At 71.4% G+C, this 16838-nt stretch carries 9 protein-coding genes; 4 read left to right on the top strand and 5 right to left on the bottom strand.

The window, feature by feature from the left end; translation table 11 throughout:
* Positions 1-134: 134 nt before the first annotated feature.
* Genes FDM97_RS25275 through FDM97_RS25290 form a run of 4 tightly spaced genes read left to right on the top strand, consistent with a single transcriptional unit; the run spans position 135 to position 6226 of the window.
* Complete coding sequence (locus FDM97_RS25275) at positions 135-4508, top strand: non-ribosomal peptide synthetase (protein ID WP_217510267.1); 4374 nt, start codon at positions 135-137, stop codon at positions 4506-4508.
* A gap of 56 nt (positions 4509-4564) precedes the next feature.
* A complete protein-coding gene (locus FDM97_RS25280) occupies positions 4565-4816 on the top strand; it encodes an acyl carrier protein (protein WP_137992784.1) in 252 nt (83 codons plus the stop codon).
* A 7-nt stretch (positions 4817-4823) separates the two neighbouring features.
* The gene (locus tag FDM97_RS25285; RefSeq protein ID WP_137992785.1) at positions 4824-5618 is read left to right on the top strand and encodes a thioesterase II family protein; all 795 of its coding nucleotides are present in this window, start codon (positions 4824-4826) and stop codon (positions 5616-5618) included.
* Positions 5612-6226: a LysE family translocator gene (locus FDM97_RS25290; RefSeq protein ID WP_137992786.1), complete on the top strand. Its 615-nt coding sequence runs from the start codon at positions 5612-5614 to the stop codon at positions 6224-6226. The genes FDM97_RS25285 and FDM97_RS25290 overlap by 7 nt, the downstream gene beginning before the upstream one ends.
* 82 nt (positions 6227-6308) lie before the next feature.
* On the opposite strand, the gene FDM97_RS25295 is transcribed toward FDM97_RS25290, so the two are convergent.
* The 5 genes from FDM97_RS25295 to FDM97_RS25315 all read right to left on the bottom strand — a co-directional run bounded on the left by FDM97_RS25295 (position 6309) and on the right by FDM97_RS25315 (position 16834).
* Entirely contained in the window at positions 6309-6659 is a 351-nt protein-coding gene (locus tag FDM97_RS25295; RefSeq protein WP_137992787.1) for a VOC family protein, read from the bottom strand.
* A gap of 33 nt (positions 6660-6692) precedes the next feature.
* Positions 6693-8015: an MFS transporter gene (locus FDM97_RS25300; protein ID WP_137992788.1), complete on the bottom strand. Its 1323-nt coding sequence runs from the start codon at positions 8013-8015 to the stop codon at positions 6693-6695.
* A complete protein-coding gene (locus FDM97_RS25305; protein ID WP_137992789.1) occupies positions 8012-12082 on the bottom strand; it encodes an amino acid adenylation domain-containing protein in 4071 nt (1356 codons plus the stop codon). The genes FDM97_RS25300 and FDM97_RS25305 overlap by 4 nt, the downstream gene beginning before the upstream one ends.
* Positions 12082-15447, bottom strand: coding sequence for a non-ribosomal peptide synthetase (locus tag FDM97_RS25310; protein ID WP_137992790.1), 3366 nt, complete (start codon positions 15445-15447; stop codon positions 12082-12084). Before FDM97_RS25310 ends, FDM97_RS25305 begins: the two co-directional genes overlap by 1 nt.
* Before the next feature lie 79 nt (positions 15448-15526).
* Complete coding sequence (locus FDM97_RS25315; RefSeq protein ID WP_137992791.1) at positions 15527-16834, bottom strand: ATP-grasp domain-containing protein; 1308 nt, start codon at positions 16832-16834, stop codon at positions 15527-15529.
* Positions 16835-16838 lie beyond the last annotated feature (4 nt).

A 16838-nucleotide genomic window follows, 5' to 3' on the forward strand; every position in this document is an offset into this window, starting at 1 on the left:
CCCCGCCGGCCCTCACATCAAGCGTCGTATTTCCCATGCCGTGGCCCGGCACAACCGGCCCACGGCGGACATCACCGCTACCGGAAAGGCACAACTCCGTGTCCGATCCTTCCTGTTGCACGAACGAAGAAGACGTGGACGCCCGCTACCGCGAGTTCCCACTGACCGAGATCCAGTACGCGTACTGGGTCGGCCGCGGCCCCAACTTCGTCCTGGGCAACGTGGCCCCGCACGCCTACTTCGAGCTGGAGGGGCGCCGTCTCGACCCGACGGTCCTCACCCGGGCCTGGCGCCGGCTGATCGAACGCCACGACATGCTCCGCGCGGTCGTCGCCGAGGACGGGCAGCAGCGCGTCCTCGCCACGGTGCCGGCCTTCGAGATCCGCTGCACGGATCTGCGCGAGGTCTCCCCCGAGGTGCGCGAGCACACCCTGGACGAGATCCGCGAGGAGATGTCGCACCACGTCTACACGGCCGCCGACTGGCCGCTGTTCGACATCCGCCTGACGCGGCTGCCCGACCACGACCGGCTGCACATCAGCCTCGACCTGCTCATGGTCGACCTGGCCAGCATCACGCTCCTGTTCAGCGAGTGGAGCGCGCTGTGCCAGGACGAGCAGCTCCAGCTGCCGCCGGTCGACGTCACCTTCCGCGAGTACGCCCTGGCCCTGGAGGAGGGCACGCAGGCGCCGCGCCACAAGAAGGCGTACGAGTACTGGACCTCCCGCGCCGCCACGCTCGCCCCGCCGCCGGACCTGCCGCTGGCGAAGCCGCCGGTGAGCGTGCACAAGCCGCGGTTCAGCCACCGTGAGTTCCATCTGCCCGAGGCCGACTGGCGGCGCCTGCAGGAGCGGTGCGAGGAGCGCGGTCTGACGCCGACGGCCGTGCTGGCCACCGTGTTCTCCGAGGTGCTCGCGGCCTGGAGCGGTACGCGCCGCTTCACCCTCAATCTGACGCTGTTCAACCGGCTGCCGCTGCTCCTGACCGACAACGGCTCGGGCCACAAGACCGTCCACCCCCATCTGCGGCGGGTGGTGGGCGACTTCACCTCCATCTGTCTTCTGGAGATGGACGCCGCGGGCGGCCGGCCGCTCGCCGACCGGGTGGAGTCCGCCCAGCTCCAGCTGCAGCGCGATCTGCGCCACCGCCACGTCAGCGCCCTGGAGACACTGCGCGAGCGGCGCCGGCTCGGCCTGCAGAACGGCTTCGAGACGATGCCGGTGGTGTTCACCAGCGGCCTGGGTACGGCCGCCGACGTGTCGCAGGCCATGCGGTACTTCGGTGACATCAGCTACCGGATCAGCCAGACCCCGCAGATCTGGTTCGACCACCAGGTCGTCGACATCACCGGCACCCTCAACCTGACCTGGGACTGTGTCGAGGAGCTGTTCCCCGAGGGGATGCTCGACGACATGTTCGCCGTCTACACCTCGCTGGTGGAGCGGCTCGCCGTCGACGACGCCCTGTGGGAGCAGGAGCTGTCCGTCACCCTGCCGGCCGGGCAGCTCGCCGCCCGTGAGGCCGCCAACCGCACCGAGGGGCCGCGGCCCGCGGGGCTGCTGCACGAGCCGTTCCTGGCGCGTGCCGCCGAGCACCCCGACCGCGCCGCCGTGCTGACGAGCGCGGGCGCCATGACGTACGGCGAGCTGGCCGGGCGCGCCGCCGAGGTGGCCGCCCGGGTCGGCGCGCACACCGCGGACGAGGACCAGCGGGACCGTCTCGTGGGCATCACGCTGCCCAAGGGCGCGGACCAGGTCGCCGCCGCGTACGGGGTGCTGATGGCCGGCAGCGCCTATCTACCGGTCGGCCCCGCGCTGCCGGCGGGGCGCCGTGCCCGCATCCTGGCCGACGGGCGCGCCGCCGCCGTGGTCACCGACGCCGTGCTCGACGGGACCCTGGAGTGGCCGGCGGATCTGCCCCGGGTCATGGCGGACTCGGCGACCGGCTCCGCGGACCGGGCGGAGGCGGGTCCGGCGGCGGCCGCCGATCTGGCGTACGTCCTCTACACCTCCGGGTCGACCGGCACCCCCAAGGGCGTCATGATCGAGCACCACGCGGCGCTCAACACGGTGACCGACGTCAACGAGCGGTACGGGGTGGGGCCCGACGACCGGGTCTTCGGCCTCGCCGACCTGGGGTTCGACCTGTCGGTCTACGACCTGTTCGGCACCCTGGCCGCGGGGGCGACGCTCGTGCTCCCGGACGCCGACATGCGTTCCGAACCCGCCCACTGGGCCGAGGTGATGGGCCGGCACGGCGTCACCGTGTGGAACTCGGTGCCCGCCCAGATGCAGATGCTCGTGGAGCACCTGGAGGCGGGCGCCGCCGAGATACCGGAGACCCTGCGCCTGGTCATGCTGAGCGGCGACTGGATTCCGGTGGACCTGCCGGAGCGGATCCGCGCGCTCTGGCCGGACGTGCGGATCATCAGCATGGGCGGTGCCACGGAGGCGTCGATCTGGTCGATCCAGCACCCGGTCGGCGAGGTCGAGCCGGGCGCGCGGAGCATCCCGTACGGCACGCCGATGCGCAACCAGTCCTTCCACGTCCTGGACCCGGCGTTCGAGCCCTGCCCGGTGTGGACGGCCGGCGAGCTGTACATCGGCGGTGTGGGCCTGGCCCGCGGCTACTGGGCGGACGAGGAGCGCACGGCCGCGGCCTTCGTCACCCACCCCCGCACCGGCGAACGGCTCTACCGCACCGGTGACTTCGGCCGCTATCTGCCGGACGGCACGATCGAGTTCCTGGGCCGCAGGGACGGCCAGGTGAAGATCAACGGGCATCGGGTGGAGCTCGGCGAGATCGAGTCCACGCTGACCCGGCACCCCGCTGTCGACGCGTCGGTGGTGGTGAAGTCCGGCGAGGACCGCGGAGGCGCCGCCCGGCTGCTGGGGTACGTCGTGCCGAAGCGGGAGGACGACTCCCTCTTCGTGACCGAGCAGGCCGATCCGGAGCTGAGCCGGGACGCGTGGGAGGCCGTGTGCGGCGCCGCCGCGCTGCCGGCGGCGGGCCCGTCCCCGGAGGAGCTCGCCCGTGCCTGGGCGGTGCTCGACGAGATCACCGTCACCGCGACGGCCGCCGCCTTCCGCTCCCTCGGGCTGCCGCACACGGCCGGGGCGGCGTTCGCCCCGGAGGCGCTGCGCGGTCTGGGCATCGCCCCGCGCTACGAGCGCTGGCTGGTGCGGGCCGTACGCAACCTGGAGCAGGCCGGCTATCTGCGGCCGGCCGACGGCGGGGGCCTGGAGGTCGGCCGGGAGCTGCCCGCCGGGCTGCCGCCGGAGCTCGCGGAGCGGGCGCGGCGGGTGCTGGCCGAGGTCCTGGAGATCCCCGAGGACGTCACCGCGTGGATGCTGGCACTGGCGGGGGACGTCGCGGGCGTGCTGACCCAGTCGGTGCACTCCGCGGAGCTGTACGCCTCCGACCGTACCCCCGGCATCTACGAGCGGCTGTTCGGCCCGACGTACGTGACGGCGACCGAGGCCGTGCGGCGCCTGGTCGGCCGGTGGCCCGGGGAGCGGGCCCTGAACGTGCTGGAGGTCGGCGCGGGATACGGGTCGCTGACCCGGCATCTGCTGCCGCTGCTGCCGGCGGAGCGCACGGAGTACGTCTTCACCGACGTCTCCCGCTACTTCACCGACAGGGCGCAGACCGCCTTCGAGGCCTACCCGTTCCTGCGGTGCGAGCTGTTCGACCTGGATCTGCCGCCGGAGGCGCAGGGCTTCGAGGACCAGGCGGCGGATCTCGTCGTCGCCGCGAGCGTGCTGCACGACATGCGGCGCATCCGCCGCACCCTGAAGGGGCTGCGCGCCACGATGGCGCCGGGCGGCGCGCTGCTGCTGGTCGAGCAGACCACGTTCCATCCGTGGTTCGACCTGGTGATGGGGCTCCAGCAGGGCTTCGACAGCTTCGAGGACACGGAACTGCGCGACGGGCACTGCCTGCTGAGCCGGGAGCAGTGGAACGAGGAGCTGGCGGCGGCCGGGTTCACGGACGCCGAGGTGCTGACCGTCTCGGGCGGCCCGGGCTCGGTGGGCTTCGACGTGATCGTGGCCCGCGCGCCGCGGAGCCGGCGCCGCTTCCACCCGGAGGCGCTGCGCGCGTTCGCGGCGGAGCAGCTGCCTCAGCACATGGTGCCGGCCCAGCTCTTCGCCCTGGAGGAGCTGCCGCTGAGCGCGACCGGCAAGGTCGACCGGGCGGCACTGGCCAAGGTGGGCGCCCGCGGCTCGGCGCGCGGCCGCCCGGCCCGCCCGCCGCGGACCGACCGGCAGCGCAAGCTGGTCGAGATGTGGCGGGAGGTCCTGGGCCTGAACCAGGTCGATCTCGCGGACGACTTCCTCGAGGCGGGCGGCGACTCGCTGCTGGCGGCCCGTCTGGTCGCCAACCTCCAGTCCGCGTTCGGTGTGCCGGTGTCGGTGGGCACGGTCCTGGAGTACACGACGATCGAGGCACTCGACAACTACCTCGGACAGCTGCTCGGCCCGTCCGAACTGCTGGGAGAGGAGAAGTGACGGTGGGCTCGACCGTACGACAGGAGCCGGCGCCGGCCGCGGAGCGGGGTGGGGACATGCCCGATCAGGAGCGGGTCGTCGCCTGGATCGTGGAGTTCCTCGCGGAGACGCTGGACGTCGCACCGCACGAGATCGACCCGGCGACGCCGCTCGACCACCTGGGGGTGGACTCCGCGACGACGCTGGTGATCTGCGCCAGGCTCCGGGAGGAGCTGGGGCTGCACGTGCGGCCCAGGGAAGTGCTCGACAACTACTCGGCGGACGCGCTGGCCAGGTATCTGGCCGGGCCCCGCACCTCGGAGGTCTGAACCGATCATGCAGTACACCGCGTCGCCCCGCTGGCTCGTCAGCGGGGCGCCGCGGCCTTCCGCCCCCCAGCTCTACTGTTTCGCTCACGGGGGCGGCTCGGCCGCGGAGTATCTGCGCTGGGCCCGGACCATACCGGGTGCCGGTCTGCACTGCGTACAGCTCCCGGGGCGCGGTTCGCGCGCCGCCGAGGAGCTGCCCGCGAGCCTCGACACCCTGGTCGAGGCGTTCGTCGCCCAGGTGCCGCTCGGGCCGGGGCCTTTCGTGTTCCTGGGGCACAGCCTCGGGGCGCTCGTCGCGTACGAGGTGACGCGCCGGCTGCGTGACCTCGGCGCCCCCGCGCTGCCGGCCCGGCTGGTGGTCTCGGGCTTCCCGGCACCTCATATGCCGCGTCCGCACACGGAGTTGCACACCCTGCCGGACGCCGAGTTGCTCGACGCCGTCTCGCGGCGCCACGGCGGCATCCCGCAGGAGGTGCTCGACTCGCCCGAGCTGCAGGCGCTGACAGTGCCGGCGCTGCGCGGGGACTACCGGCTCCTGGAGACCTACGTGTGGCGGGAGTCGGCCCCGCTGGAGCTGCCGGTGACCGTCTTCGGCGGTCGCGAGGACCGGGTCACGCCGGAGCAGCTGGAGGCCTGGCGGGAGCTGACGACGGGCGAGGTGACCGTACGGCGGTTCCCGGGCGGACACTTCTACCTGCGCGAGCGCCCGGCCGAGGTGCTGCGGGCGCTGGCCGCGGAGGTCAGGGCGGCCCGGGTGCCGGCGGGGACGGGCGGCGCCGCGACGGAGGGGGCGTCGTGCTGACCTTCGCCGCCGCGTCACTCGTCCTGATCATGATCCCGGGCCCGGACCAGGCGTTGATCACCCGTAACGCGCTGGCCGGCGGGCGCGCCGCCGGCCTGCTGACCATGGTCGGCGGGGTGCTCGGCCTCAGTGTGCACGTCACCGCCGCCGCCCTGGGCATCTCCGCGATCGTGGTCGCCTCCGCGACGGCCTTCACCGTCCTGAAGGCGGTAGGGGTCACGTACCTGGTGTGGATGGGCATCGCCACCCTGCGCGGTGCCCGCCGCACTCTGGCGGCGGACGCCGGGGCGGTGCCGGAGGACGGGGCGGCGGACGCGCGGTTCCTGCGGCACGGTTTCCTGTCGAACGCGCTCAATCCGAAGGTCGCGCTGTTCTTCGTGACCTTCCTGCCGCAGTTCCTGCCGGCGCAGGGCCAGGTCCTGCCGCGCGCGCTGCTGCTCTCCGCGGTGTTCGCGGCGCTCTACCTGGCCTGGTTCAGCACCTATGTGGTGGCCGTGGACCGGCTGGGCGGCCTGCTGCGGCGGCCTCGGGTGCGCGGCCGGATCGAGCAGGTCACCGGGCTGCTGCTGATCGGCTTCGCGGCCCGGCTGGCGTTGCAGGGCGGCTGAGCGCACCCCCCATGAGACGACGGTGCCCGGTCGGGAGTCCAACTCCCGGCCGGGCACCGTCGTGTGGGGCGCGGAGGTGACGTCAGTCCCGCTCGCCCGTCACGCAGAACTCGTTGCCCTCGATGTCCGCCAGGACGGTGTGGCTCTCGTGCTCGGCGAGGACCTTCGCGCCCAGGTCCACGAGCCGGGCGATCTCGCTGCTCGCCGTGGCGCCGTCGGACGGGGCGATGTCGAGGTGCACCCGGTTCTTGCCCGCCTTCTCCTCGGGGACGCGCATGAAGTAGATACTCACGCCGCCGGCGGGGTTGCGGACGACGGCCTCGTCAGGGCTGTTCCAGTCGGCCGGCTGCCAGCCGGTGACGGAGGCCCAGAAGGTGGCGAGCTCGGCAGCGTCGGCGGCGTCGATGACGACGTTCTGCAGGGTGCTGGTCATGGTGTGGTGCGTCCTTGCCTGGTCGGGAGAAGCTCAGTTGGCCGTCTTCTGGAGGGATTGTGCCGCGTCCGCGGGCGCGCGGCCGTCGTCGGGCACGACCTCCGACAGGTCGCGCAGCCGGGGCAGCGGCGAGCGGGCGATGAAGAGCAGGGCGAGGAGGGTGCAGCCGCCGACGACGAAGAGGGTGGCGCGCAGTCCGATCAGGCCGCCGAGCCAGCCGCCGAGCAGGGCGCCGATGGCGGCGGTGCCGGTGACGAGGAAGCGGTAGCCGGCGTTGGCGCGGCCGAGGATCTCGGACGCGACCGCGGTCTGACGCAGGCTCATCACCTGGATGTTGCTGACCACGACGCCGATGCCGTTGAGCATCAGCGCGCCGCCGACGATGATCACGGTCGCGATCTTGCCGCCGCCTGCGGCCGGGACGAGCAGCGGCGAGCCGCAGGCGATCACCATCGTGATCATGATGGTCCGTCCGATGCCCCAGCGCCTGCCGAGCCGTCCTGCCACCAGGCTGCCGAGGAAGGCGCCGACGCCGGTCATCGCCATGACGAGGCCGAGGGTGACGGGGCTGAAGCCGAGTTCACGGGTCAGGTAGATGATGAGCACGGCCCACAGCGCCTGGTTGAAGAGGTTGTACGTGGCGGCCTCACCGGCGATCGCCCGCATGTAACGGTTGCGCCAGACCAGCCGGAGGCCCGCGCCGATCCGCGACGCCACGGAGCCCTCGACGGCGGTCCGCGGCGGCGGCTCCTCCGCGCGCCGGATGAACAGCAGCGACACGGCGGAGACGAGGTAGGTGGCCGCGTTCAGGAGCACCGCCACGGGCGCCGAGGCCAGTCCGACGAGCACGCCGCCGAGGCCCGGGCCGCTCGCCTGGGCGAGCGAACGGCTGCCCTCCAGCTTGCCGTTGGCCTCGATCAGGTGCGACCGGCCCACGAGGGACGGGATGTACGCCTGGTACGCCAGGTCGAACACCACGGTCAGGGTCGCGGCGAAGAAGACGATGACGCCGAGCAGCCCGATGCTCATCAGGTCCAGGGCGGTGAGCACCGGGATGAGACCGAGGACGAGCACCCGCCCGAAGTTCGCGACGATCATGATGGGCCGGCGGCGGCTCTGGTCGATCCACACCCCGGCGAGCAGGGTGAACAGCATGTACGGCGCGAACTGGGCGGCGTTGACGATGCCCATCTGGAAGGGGGTGGCGTCCAGCGTGGTGGCCGCCACCAGGGGAATCGCCAGCAGCGAGATCTGGGCGCCGAACATCGACAGGCTCTCCGCGGACCAGAACTTCAGGAAGTCCGGGTCCCGCCAGAGCCCTCCGGGCGCCCGTTCGGTCGACTCGGCCTCGCTCATGCGTCACTCTCCTTGTTCTCTCGACGCACGCCGTCCGCCAGGTCGAGGCGGTGTCGCAGCGCGCGTGCCAGCACTGGCAGATGGGGGTGCTGGAGCAGCGTGTGGTGGGTGCCGGGGACGGTCTCGTGGTCGAGTCCGCCGGTGGCGTGGGAACGCCACCAGGCCAGGTGGTCGGCGGCGTCGGCCGCGGTCCGCGCGCCCTCCGCCGTCAGCAGGGTGACCGGTCCGTCGTACGGCGTCGGCCGGTGTACGTGGTACGCCCGCGAGGCGGCCAGGAAGACCTCGGCGCGGGTGCGGACCTCGTCCCGCACCCCGGCGGGTACGAGGCCGGACCGCTCCAGGAGCGGGAGCAGCTCGTCGACGTGCTCCTGCCCGTCGAGGGCGGGCGGCCGGAGTCCGGTGAGCCCGGCGAGGTCGCGTGTGAACGCGGCGAGCAGCTCGGCCTGTCCGGGCGGGGTCGCCGAGCGGGGCGGCACCCCGGTGTCGAGCAGGGCGACCAGGTCCACCTGCTCTCCCTCGGCACGCAGCAGCGCCGCCATCTCCAGGGCCACGGCTCCGCCGAGCGACCAACCGGCAAGGTGGTAGGGGCCGTTCGGCCGCACCTCGCGCACGGCCCGTACGTAGCGGGCGGCGAGGTCGGCGAGCGTGCCCGCGTCGGCGGGGGCTCCGTCGGACAGCCCGGGGTGTTCCAGGCCGTAGACGGGGGTCTCGGGGTCGAGCAGGCGGGCCAGGGGGACGTACGGGACGACGGAGCCACCGACCGCGTGGACGAGGAACAGCGGCGTCCGACTGCCGGTCGCGCGCAGCGGGACGAGGGGCGAGCGGCCGTCGGCGGAGCGTGCCTCGTGGGAGGTGAGGTGGTCGTCGATGCGGGTGGCGAGGTCTTGCAGGCCGGGATGGACGAACAGGGTCCGCGGTTCCAGAGCGACCTGGAACACATCACGGATCCGCGAGATCAACCGGGTGACCTGCAGACTGTTGCCACCCAGATCGAAGAACCCGTCCCCCGCCCCGATCCGCTCCAACGGAACATCCAGCAACTCCTGCCAGATCACCGCGAGTTCCTTCTCCACCGCCGTCGACGGCGCCCGGAACACACCCCCCGAACCCTCCACCGCGGCCGGCAACCGCGACTGATCCAACTTCCCGTTCGCCGTCAACGGCAACGCGTCGATCACCACCACCTGCGCCGGCACCATGTGCAACGGAAGCCGCTCCAACAACCCCGCACGCACCGCACCACCATCGACCACCACACCCGGCTCGGCCACCACATACGCGATCAACCGCGCCCCAGGAGTCCCCGGACGGTCCACCACCACCCGGCCCTCACCCACACCCGGCCAACGCGCCAACGCATGCTCGATCTCACCCGGCTCGATCCGCAGACCACGAATCTTCACCTGCCGATCCGCACGCCCCAAAAACTCCAGATTCCCATCCTCACGCCACCGCACCACATCACCCGTGCGATACATCCGCCCACCCGAACCCCCGAACGGATCCGGCACAAACCGCTCAGCCGTCAGATCAGCACGCCCCACATACCCCCGCGCCAACCCCACACCCGCAACAAACAACTCCCCCGCAACACCCACCGGAACCGGCTCCAAAGAACCATCCAGCACATACACCCGATGATTCCCCATCGCCCGACCGATCGGCGGCGACGAAACCAAACCACCCGACGGACACACATAATCCACACACGCAACCGTCACCTCCGTCGGACCATAACCATTGTGGAACTCACGCCCACCCACAGCCCAACGATTCACCAACTCCGCAGGAAAGGCCTCCAACCCCACGAACAACGCCCGCAGATCCACCAACACACCCGGATCCAACAAACGCAACACCGCCGGCGGCACATCCGCCACCGACACCCGCTCCCCCACCATCAAACCCTGCAACAACCCCGGATCCAGCAACACCTCACGCGGCGCACCCACCACCACCGCACCCGAACCCAAAGCACCAAAGAAATCAAACACCGACACATCGAACGCCGGATTCGCAAACTGCAACAACCGATCCCCAGGACCGATCCCGAACAACCCCCGCACATTCAACACAAAATTCACCGCCGACCGATGCGACACCATCACACCCTTCGGCACACCCGTCGACCCCGACGTATAAATCACATACGCCAGATCATCAGGCCTTGCACCACACACCACACCGGCCGGTGCCGACACCTCCGGCAGCCCCTCGTCCACACACACGACGGGCATCCCGGCCGGAAGGGAGCGCGCGAGCGCGCGCGTGGTGACCACGACCGCCGGCTCCGCGTCCGCGAGCACCGCCGCCAGACGCTCCCGCGGATACTGCGGATCCAACGGCAGCCACGCACCACCCGCCTTCAACACACCCAGCATCGCCACGGGAAGATCAAGACCCCGCTCCAGGAACACGCCCACAACCCGGCCAGGCCCCACGCCATGCAGCCCACGCAACACCCGGGCGAGCCGAGCCGCCGAAGCGTCCAGACCCGCATACGACAGAGCGCTCCCCGCGAACGTCATCGCCGGCGCCTCAGGCGAGGACGACACCCACCGCTCCACCAACTCGTGCAGCAGCAGACCGTCCTCCTCCCGCACCACCGGAAGCGGATTCCACTCCTCCAGCACCCGCTCCCGCTCCCCCGCGCCAAGCAGCTCCACCGAACCCACCCGCACACCCGGATCAGCCACACCCCGCTCCAACACCGAAGCGAAATGCCCCACCAACCGCTCCATCCGACCCCGCTCGAACAACTCCGTCGAATACTCGACGACGATCTCGAAGGGTCCTTCGGGGTTCTCGATGACGGTGACGCCCAGGTCGAAGCGGGATCCGGCCTCGTGGGTGTCGGCGAAGGGTTCGACGGTGAGTGCGCCGAGGCGGGCGTCGCGGCCGCTGGTGCCGGCGGCCTGGAGGGTGAGGCTGATCTGGAAGAGCGGGTTGCGCCCCGGCACCCGTTCGGGGCGCAGGGCGTCGACGACCATGCCGAAGGGGACGTCCTGGTGGCCGAGGGCGCCCAGGACGGTTTCCTTGCAGCGTCGTACGAGTTCACGGAAGGTCGGGTCGCCGGCCGTGCTGGTACGCAGCACCAGCGTGTTCGCGAACAGGCCGACCAGCGGCTCCACCTCGGAACGGGTCCGCCCCGAGAACACCGACCCCACCGCCAGATCATCCTGACCCGTATAACGAGACAGCACCGTCAGGAAAGCGGCCTGAAGGACGGCGAGGAGCGAGGTCTGTTCCTGTTGGGCCAGGGCCCGCAGCCCCTCGCCCAGTGCCTCGGGGAGCCGGGCGTCGAGCGTGGCTCCCGCCGAGGTGGGCGCGGCGGGCCGCGGGCGGTCGGCCGGAAAGTCGACGACCGGCAGGTCGGCCAGGGCGGTTCGCCAGTGGGCGAGCTGGCGGTCCAGGTCCGCACCGGTCAGGCGTGCCCGCTGCCAGGCGGCGAAGTCGGCGGCCCGCAGCGTGAGTTCGGGCAGGTCGGCGCCCTCGTACAGGGCGGCCAGGTCCTGGAAGAGGATGCCGGTGGACCAGCCGTCGGTCACGATGTGGTGCAGGCTGAGCAGCAGGACGTGGTCCTCGGCACCGAGTCGGAGGAGGTCGGTGCGCAGCAGCGGTCCGGCCGCCAGGTCGAAGGGCCGCACGGCCTCGGCCCGTACGAGCGCGGCGGCGCGGGACTCGCGCTCGGCGTCGGGCAGGCCCGACAGGTCGGTGACGGGGAGCGGCCAGGTGTCGGGGGCGTCGTCGACACGGAGCCGGGGCTCTCCGTCCACCTCGTCGAAGCGGGTACGGAGCGCTTCGTGGCGGGCGACCAGGCCGCGCAGGGCCCGGCCGAGCGCCGCCACGTCGAGCGCGCCGCGCAGCCGCAGCGCGAACGGCACGTTGTAGACGGGGTCCTGCGGCGCGAGCTGGTGCAGCAGCCAGAGTCCCTCCTGCTGGTAGGAGGGGGCGAGGGCGCCGGAGCGGGGGACGGGGACGATACGGTCGGCGGCCGCCTGCTCGGCGCGCTTCTGGCGCATGCGCAGGGCCAGCAGGGCGCGGCGCTTCTCCTCGATGGTGGTCATCAGGCTTCCTCGCTCAGCAGGCGGTCGAGCTCTTCCTCGGACAGTTCCGCGATCTCGGCTTCGAGTTCCGCCTCTTCCGCCCACTGCGTGGTGAGGTGGTCGTCGATGCGGGTGGCGAGGTCTTGCAGGCCGGGATGGACGAACAGGGTCCGCGGTTCCAGAGCGACCTGGAACACATCACGGATCCGCGAGATCAACCGGGTGACCTGCAGACTGTTGCCACCCAGATCGAAGAACCCGTCCCCCGCCCCGATCCGCTCCAACGGAACATCCAGCAACTCCTGCCAGATCACCGCGAGTTCCTTCTCCACCGCCGTCGACGGCGCCCGGAACACACCCCCCGAACCCTCCACCGCGGCCGGCAACCGCGACTGATCCAACTTCCCGTTCGCCGTCAACGGCAACGCGTCGATCACCACCACCTGCGCCGGCACCATGTGCAACGGAAGCCGCTCCAACAACCCCGCACGCACCGCACCACCATCGACCACCACACCCGGCTCGGCCACCACATACGCGATCAACCGCGCCCCAGGAGTCCCCGGACGGTCCACCACCACCCGGCCCTCACCCACACCCGGCCAACGCGCCAACGCATGCTCGATCTCACCCGGCTCGATCCGCAGACCACGAATCTTCACCTGCCGATCCGCACGCCCCAAAAACTCCAGATTCCCATCCTCACGCCACCGCACCACATCACCCGTGCGATACATCCGCCCACCCGAACCCCCGAACGGATCCGGCACAAACCGCTCAGCCGTCAGATCAGCACGCCCCACATACCCCCGCGCCAACCCCACACCCGCAACAAACAACTCCCCCGCAACACCCACCGGAACCGGCTCCAAAGAACCATCCAGCACATACACCCGATGATTCCCCATCGCCCGACCGATCGGCGGCGACGAAACCAAACCACCCGACGGACACACATAATCCACACACGCAACCGTCACCTCCGTCGGACCATAACCATTGTGGAACTCACGCCCACCCACAGCCCAACGATTCACCAACTCCGCAGGAAAGGCCTCCAACCCCACGAACAACGCCCGCAGATCCACCAACACACCCGGATCCAACAAACGCAACACCGCCGGCGGCACATCCGCCACCGACACCCGCTCCCCCACCATCAAACCCTGCAACAACCCCGGATCCAGCAACACCTCACGCGGCGCACCCACCACCACCGCACCCGAACCCAAAGCACCAAAGAAATCAAACACCGACACATCGAACGCCGGATTCGCAAACTGCAACAACCGATCCCCAGGACCGATCCCGAACAACCCCCGCACATTCAACACAAAATTCACCGCCGACCGATGCGACACCATCACACCCTTCGGCACACCCGTCGACCCCGACGTATAAATCACATACGCCAGATCATCAGGAGACACGGCGGGGGCCGGAAGATCCGGCACCTCCACGTCGGCCGGCGGCTCGTCGAGGCACACCACCGGCACGCCCGCCGGCACCGTTCCGGCAAGGTCCCGGGTCGTCACCACGACCGCCGGCTCCGCGTCCGCGAGCACCGCCGCCAGACGCTCCCGCGGATACTGCGGATCCAACGGCAGCCACGCACCACCCGCCTTCAAGACACCCAGCATCGCCACGGGAAGATCAAGACCCCGCTCCAGGAACACGCCCACAACCCGGCCAGGCCCCACCCCATGCAGCCCACGCAACACCCGCGCAAGACCGACAGCGGCGGAATCCAGACCCGCATACGACAGAGCGCTCCCCGCGAACGTCATCGCCGGCGCCTCAGGCGAGGACAACACCCACCGCTCCACCAACTCGTGCAGCAGCAGACCGTCCTCCTCCCGCACCACCGGAAGCGGATTCCACTCCTCCAGCACCCGCTCCCGCTCCCCCGCGCCAAGCAACTCCACCGAACCCACCCGCACACCCGGATCAGCCACACCCCGCTCCAACACCGAAGCGAAATGCCCCACCAACCGCTCCATCCGACCCCGCTCGAACAACTCCGTCGAATACTCGAGCCAGACGCGGAGCTGTCCGTCGGCTGCCTCGTTCACCTGGAAGGCCAGGTCGAAGCGGGAGGTTCCGTTCTCGACGGGGAGGGCTTCGACGGTCACGCCCTCGCCCAGGCCGAACTCGCCGACCATGGCGCCCGTCAGCAGGGTGAAGCTGATCTGGAAGAGCGGGTTGCGCCCCGGAATCCGCTGGGGACGGAGTTCCTCGACGAGCGTGCCGAAGGGGACGTCCTGGTGCTCGAGTGCGCCGAGGACGGTCTGCTGGCAGCGGTGGACGAGTTCGGCGAAGGTCGGGTCGCCGGCCGTGCTGGTACGCAACACCAGCGTGTTCGCGAAGAAGCCGACCAGCGGCTCCACCTCGGAACGGGTCCGCCCCGAGAACACCGACCCCACCGCCAGATCATCCTGACCCGTATAACGAGACAGCACCGTCAGGAAAGCGGCCTGAAGGACGGCGAGGAGCGAGACGCGCTCGGCCCGCGCCCAGTCGCGGACGGCGGGGCCGAGGTGGGTCGGCAGTGGCAGTTCGAGTTCCGCGCCCGCCCAGACGGGGTGGGCGGGGCGTGGGCGGTCGGTCGGGAAGTCCAGGGTGGGGACGCCGTCGAGGGCGGTCCTCCAGTGGGCGATCTGGGCGTCCTGGGCGCCCGCGGCGAGCCGGCGCCGCTGCCAGACGGCGTGGTCCACGGGCTGGGCGACCAGGTCCGGCAGGTCGGCGCCCTCGTACAGGGCGGCCAGGTCGCGGGTGAGGACTCCGACGGACCAGCCGTCGGTCACGATGTGGTGCAGGCAGAGCAGCAGGACGTGGTCGTTGTCGCCGACCCTGAGGAGGTCGGTGCGCAGCAGCGGTCCGGCCGCCAGGTCGAAGGGGGCCCGGGCCTGCGTCTCCACCCAGGCCCGGATGCGCGCTTCCTCGGTCGTGGGGCCGCCGTCGGGGGCGGGCACGGGCGCGGGCACGGTGGCGAGGTCGGTGACGGGCAGAGGCCAGGTGTCGGGCGCCTCGTCGATGATCTGGTACGGCACGCCGCGCTCGGCGTGGAAGCGGGTACGGAGCGCTTCGTGGCGGGCGACCAGGCCGCACAGGGCCCGGCCGAGCGCCGCCACGTCGAGCGCGCCGCGCAGCCGCAGCGCGAACGGCACGTTGTAGACGGGCTCTTCCGGGGCCAGCTGGTGCAGCAGCCAGAGGTGCCGCTGCTGGTCGGAGACCTCGACCGGGCCGGTGCGGTCCACGGGCACGATGCGGTCGCGTGCGGCCGCGTCGGCCCGCTGCCGGCTCAGCTTGGCTTCGAGCAGGGCGCGCTTGATGTCGGCGAGGCCGCCCTTGCCCGCCGCGCCGCCACCCTGATTCGTCATGCTCATCTCTGGAATCCCTTCGAGCCCTTCGAGCCCTTCGACCTGTCCGTGAAGCTATGCGCGCGGTGCGCGGCTCCGCGTCCACTCAGCTGCTGAGCCCGGCCGGTGCGTGTGGACGTGCGGCGTACGTGATGCGGAGGGTGTCGTCGACCGCGGCGAGCGTGGCGTCGAGTTCCCGGTGGCCGGCGGTACGGCCGTACACGATGGCGGCGAAACTCTGGGTGCCCCGGCGCCAGTCCACCGGTTCGCCGGGGCGGCGGACGACCTCCACGCGGACCACTCCGGGGATGCGCCGGGCCTCCTTCGCGCCCTCGACGCGGTCGACGGCCACCGCCGTGACGGGCGGGGGCGCGAAGCGCTGGAAGGCGATCCGTGGCGGCTCGGCTCCGGCGGCGGCCGCGTCGATGCGGGCGGGCACGGGTGCGCCGGCGGCGAGGGCGTTCTCCAGGGCGATACGGAGCATGCCGACGCCGGTGGAGCGGCTGACGAGGTCGTTGACGAAGCCGCCGAGGCGGCCGTTGACCTCGATGAGACGCGGCCCCTCGGGGGTGAGCTTGAACTCGGTGTGGGTGACCCCGGAGGTCACCTCCAGGGCACGCAGCGCCTGGGTGGTGCCGTCCAGGACCGCGTTCGCGGCGGTCTCGGGGAGCGTGCTGGGGAAGAACACTCCGCTCTCGCGGAAGGGTTCGACCAGCGGAAGCTTGCCCGTGATGCCGATGTGGGTGATCCGGTCACCGTCGACGACGGATTCGACCGACACGTAGTCGCCCCAGCGGGCCCCGGCGACGTCGGGGTCGCCGACGAGGCGTTCCTCGGCGATGAGCCGGTCCTCTCCGGCGGCGAGCAGCTCGCCCGCCACGCGGCGGAACTCCTCGGCGGTGGCGACGGGAAAGGTGCTGCGGCTGCCGGCGCCCTCACGCGGCTTGAGGACGGCGGGCAGTCGTACGGTCGCCAGGGCCTCCTCGATGCCGGCGGCGCAGGACAGTTCGGCGAATCGCACGACGGGCATGCCGGCGGCGGCGAGGCGCGCGCGCTGGTGGAGCTTGTCGGCGAGGCGCTGGGCGACCTCGGGGGTGTGGAAGCGCAGGCCGAGCGTCCGGGCCAGCTCGGCGGTGTCGCCGAGCAGGGCGTCGGTGAACGTGGTGATGCCGCTGACGCCCAGCTCGGCGAGGCGGCGACCGGTCTTCTCGGCCGCGGTGCCGGGCGGGTGCGGGACGAGGGTGCCGATGGCCTCCAGTACGGGCAGGGAGGCGGCGACCGCCGGTGCGGACGGGTCGAGGACCAGGACGATGTCGCACAGGCCGGTCGCGGCGTGGGCGATCTCGACGGGGCTGACCGCCCCGTTGTCGTAGACGATCGCCAGGCGCGGGAGCGCGGTCGCCGGTCGGTTCATGTAC

Origin of the sequence: Streptomyces vilmorinianum (genome assembly GCF_005517195.1) — a bacterium.
Taxonomy (GTDB): domain Bacteria; phylum Actinomycetota; class Actinomycetes; order Streptomycetales; family Streptomycetaceae; genus Streptomyces; species Streptomyces vilmorinianum.

Bases quoted from the DNA above. Each gene is read 5' to 3' on its own strand.
- FDM97_RS25280 (WP_137992784.1), top strand. From the start codon at position 4,565: ATGCCCGATCAGGAGCGGGTCGTCGCCTGGATCGTGGAGTTCCTCGCG.
- FDM97_RS25285 (WP_137992785.1), top strand. From the start codon at position 4,824: ATGCAGTACACCGCGTCGCCCCGCTGGCTCGTCAGCGGGGCGCCGCGG.
- FDM97_RS25295 (WP_137992787.1), bottom strand. From the start codon at position 6,659: ATGACCAGCACCCTGCAGAACGTCGTCATCGACGCCGCCGACGCTGCC.
- FDM97_RS25300 (WP_137992788.1), bottom strand. From the start codon at position 8,015: ATGAGCGAGGCCGAGTCGACCGAACGGGCGCCCGGAGGGCTCTGGCGG.
- FDM97_RS25305 (WP_137992789.1), bottom strand. From the start codon at position 12,082: ATGACCACCATCGAGGAGAAGCGCCGCGCCCTGCTGGCCCTGCGCATG.
- FDM97_RS25310 (WP_137992790.1), bottom strand. From the start codon at position 15,447: ATGAGCATGACGAATCAGGGTGGCGGCGCGGCGGGCAAGGGCGGCCTC.
- FDM97_RS25315 (WP_137992791.1), bottom strand. From the start codon at position 16,834: ATGAACCGACCGGCGACCGCGCTCCCGCGCCTGGCGATCGTCTACGAC.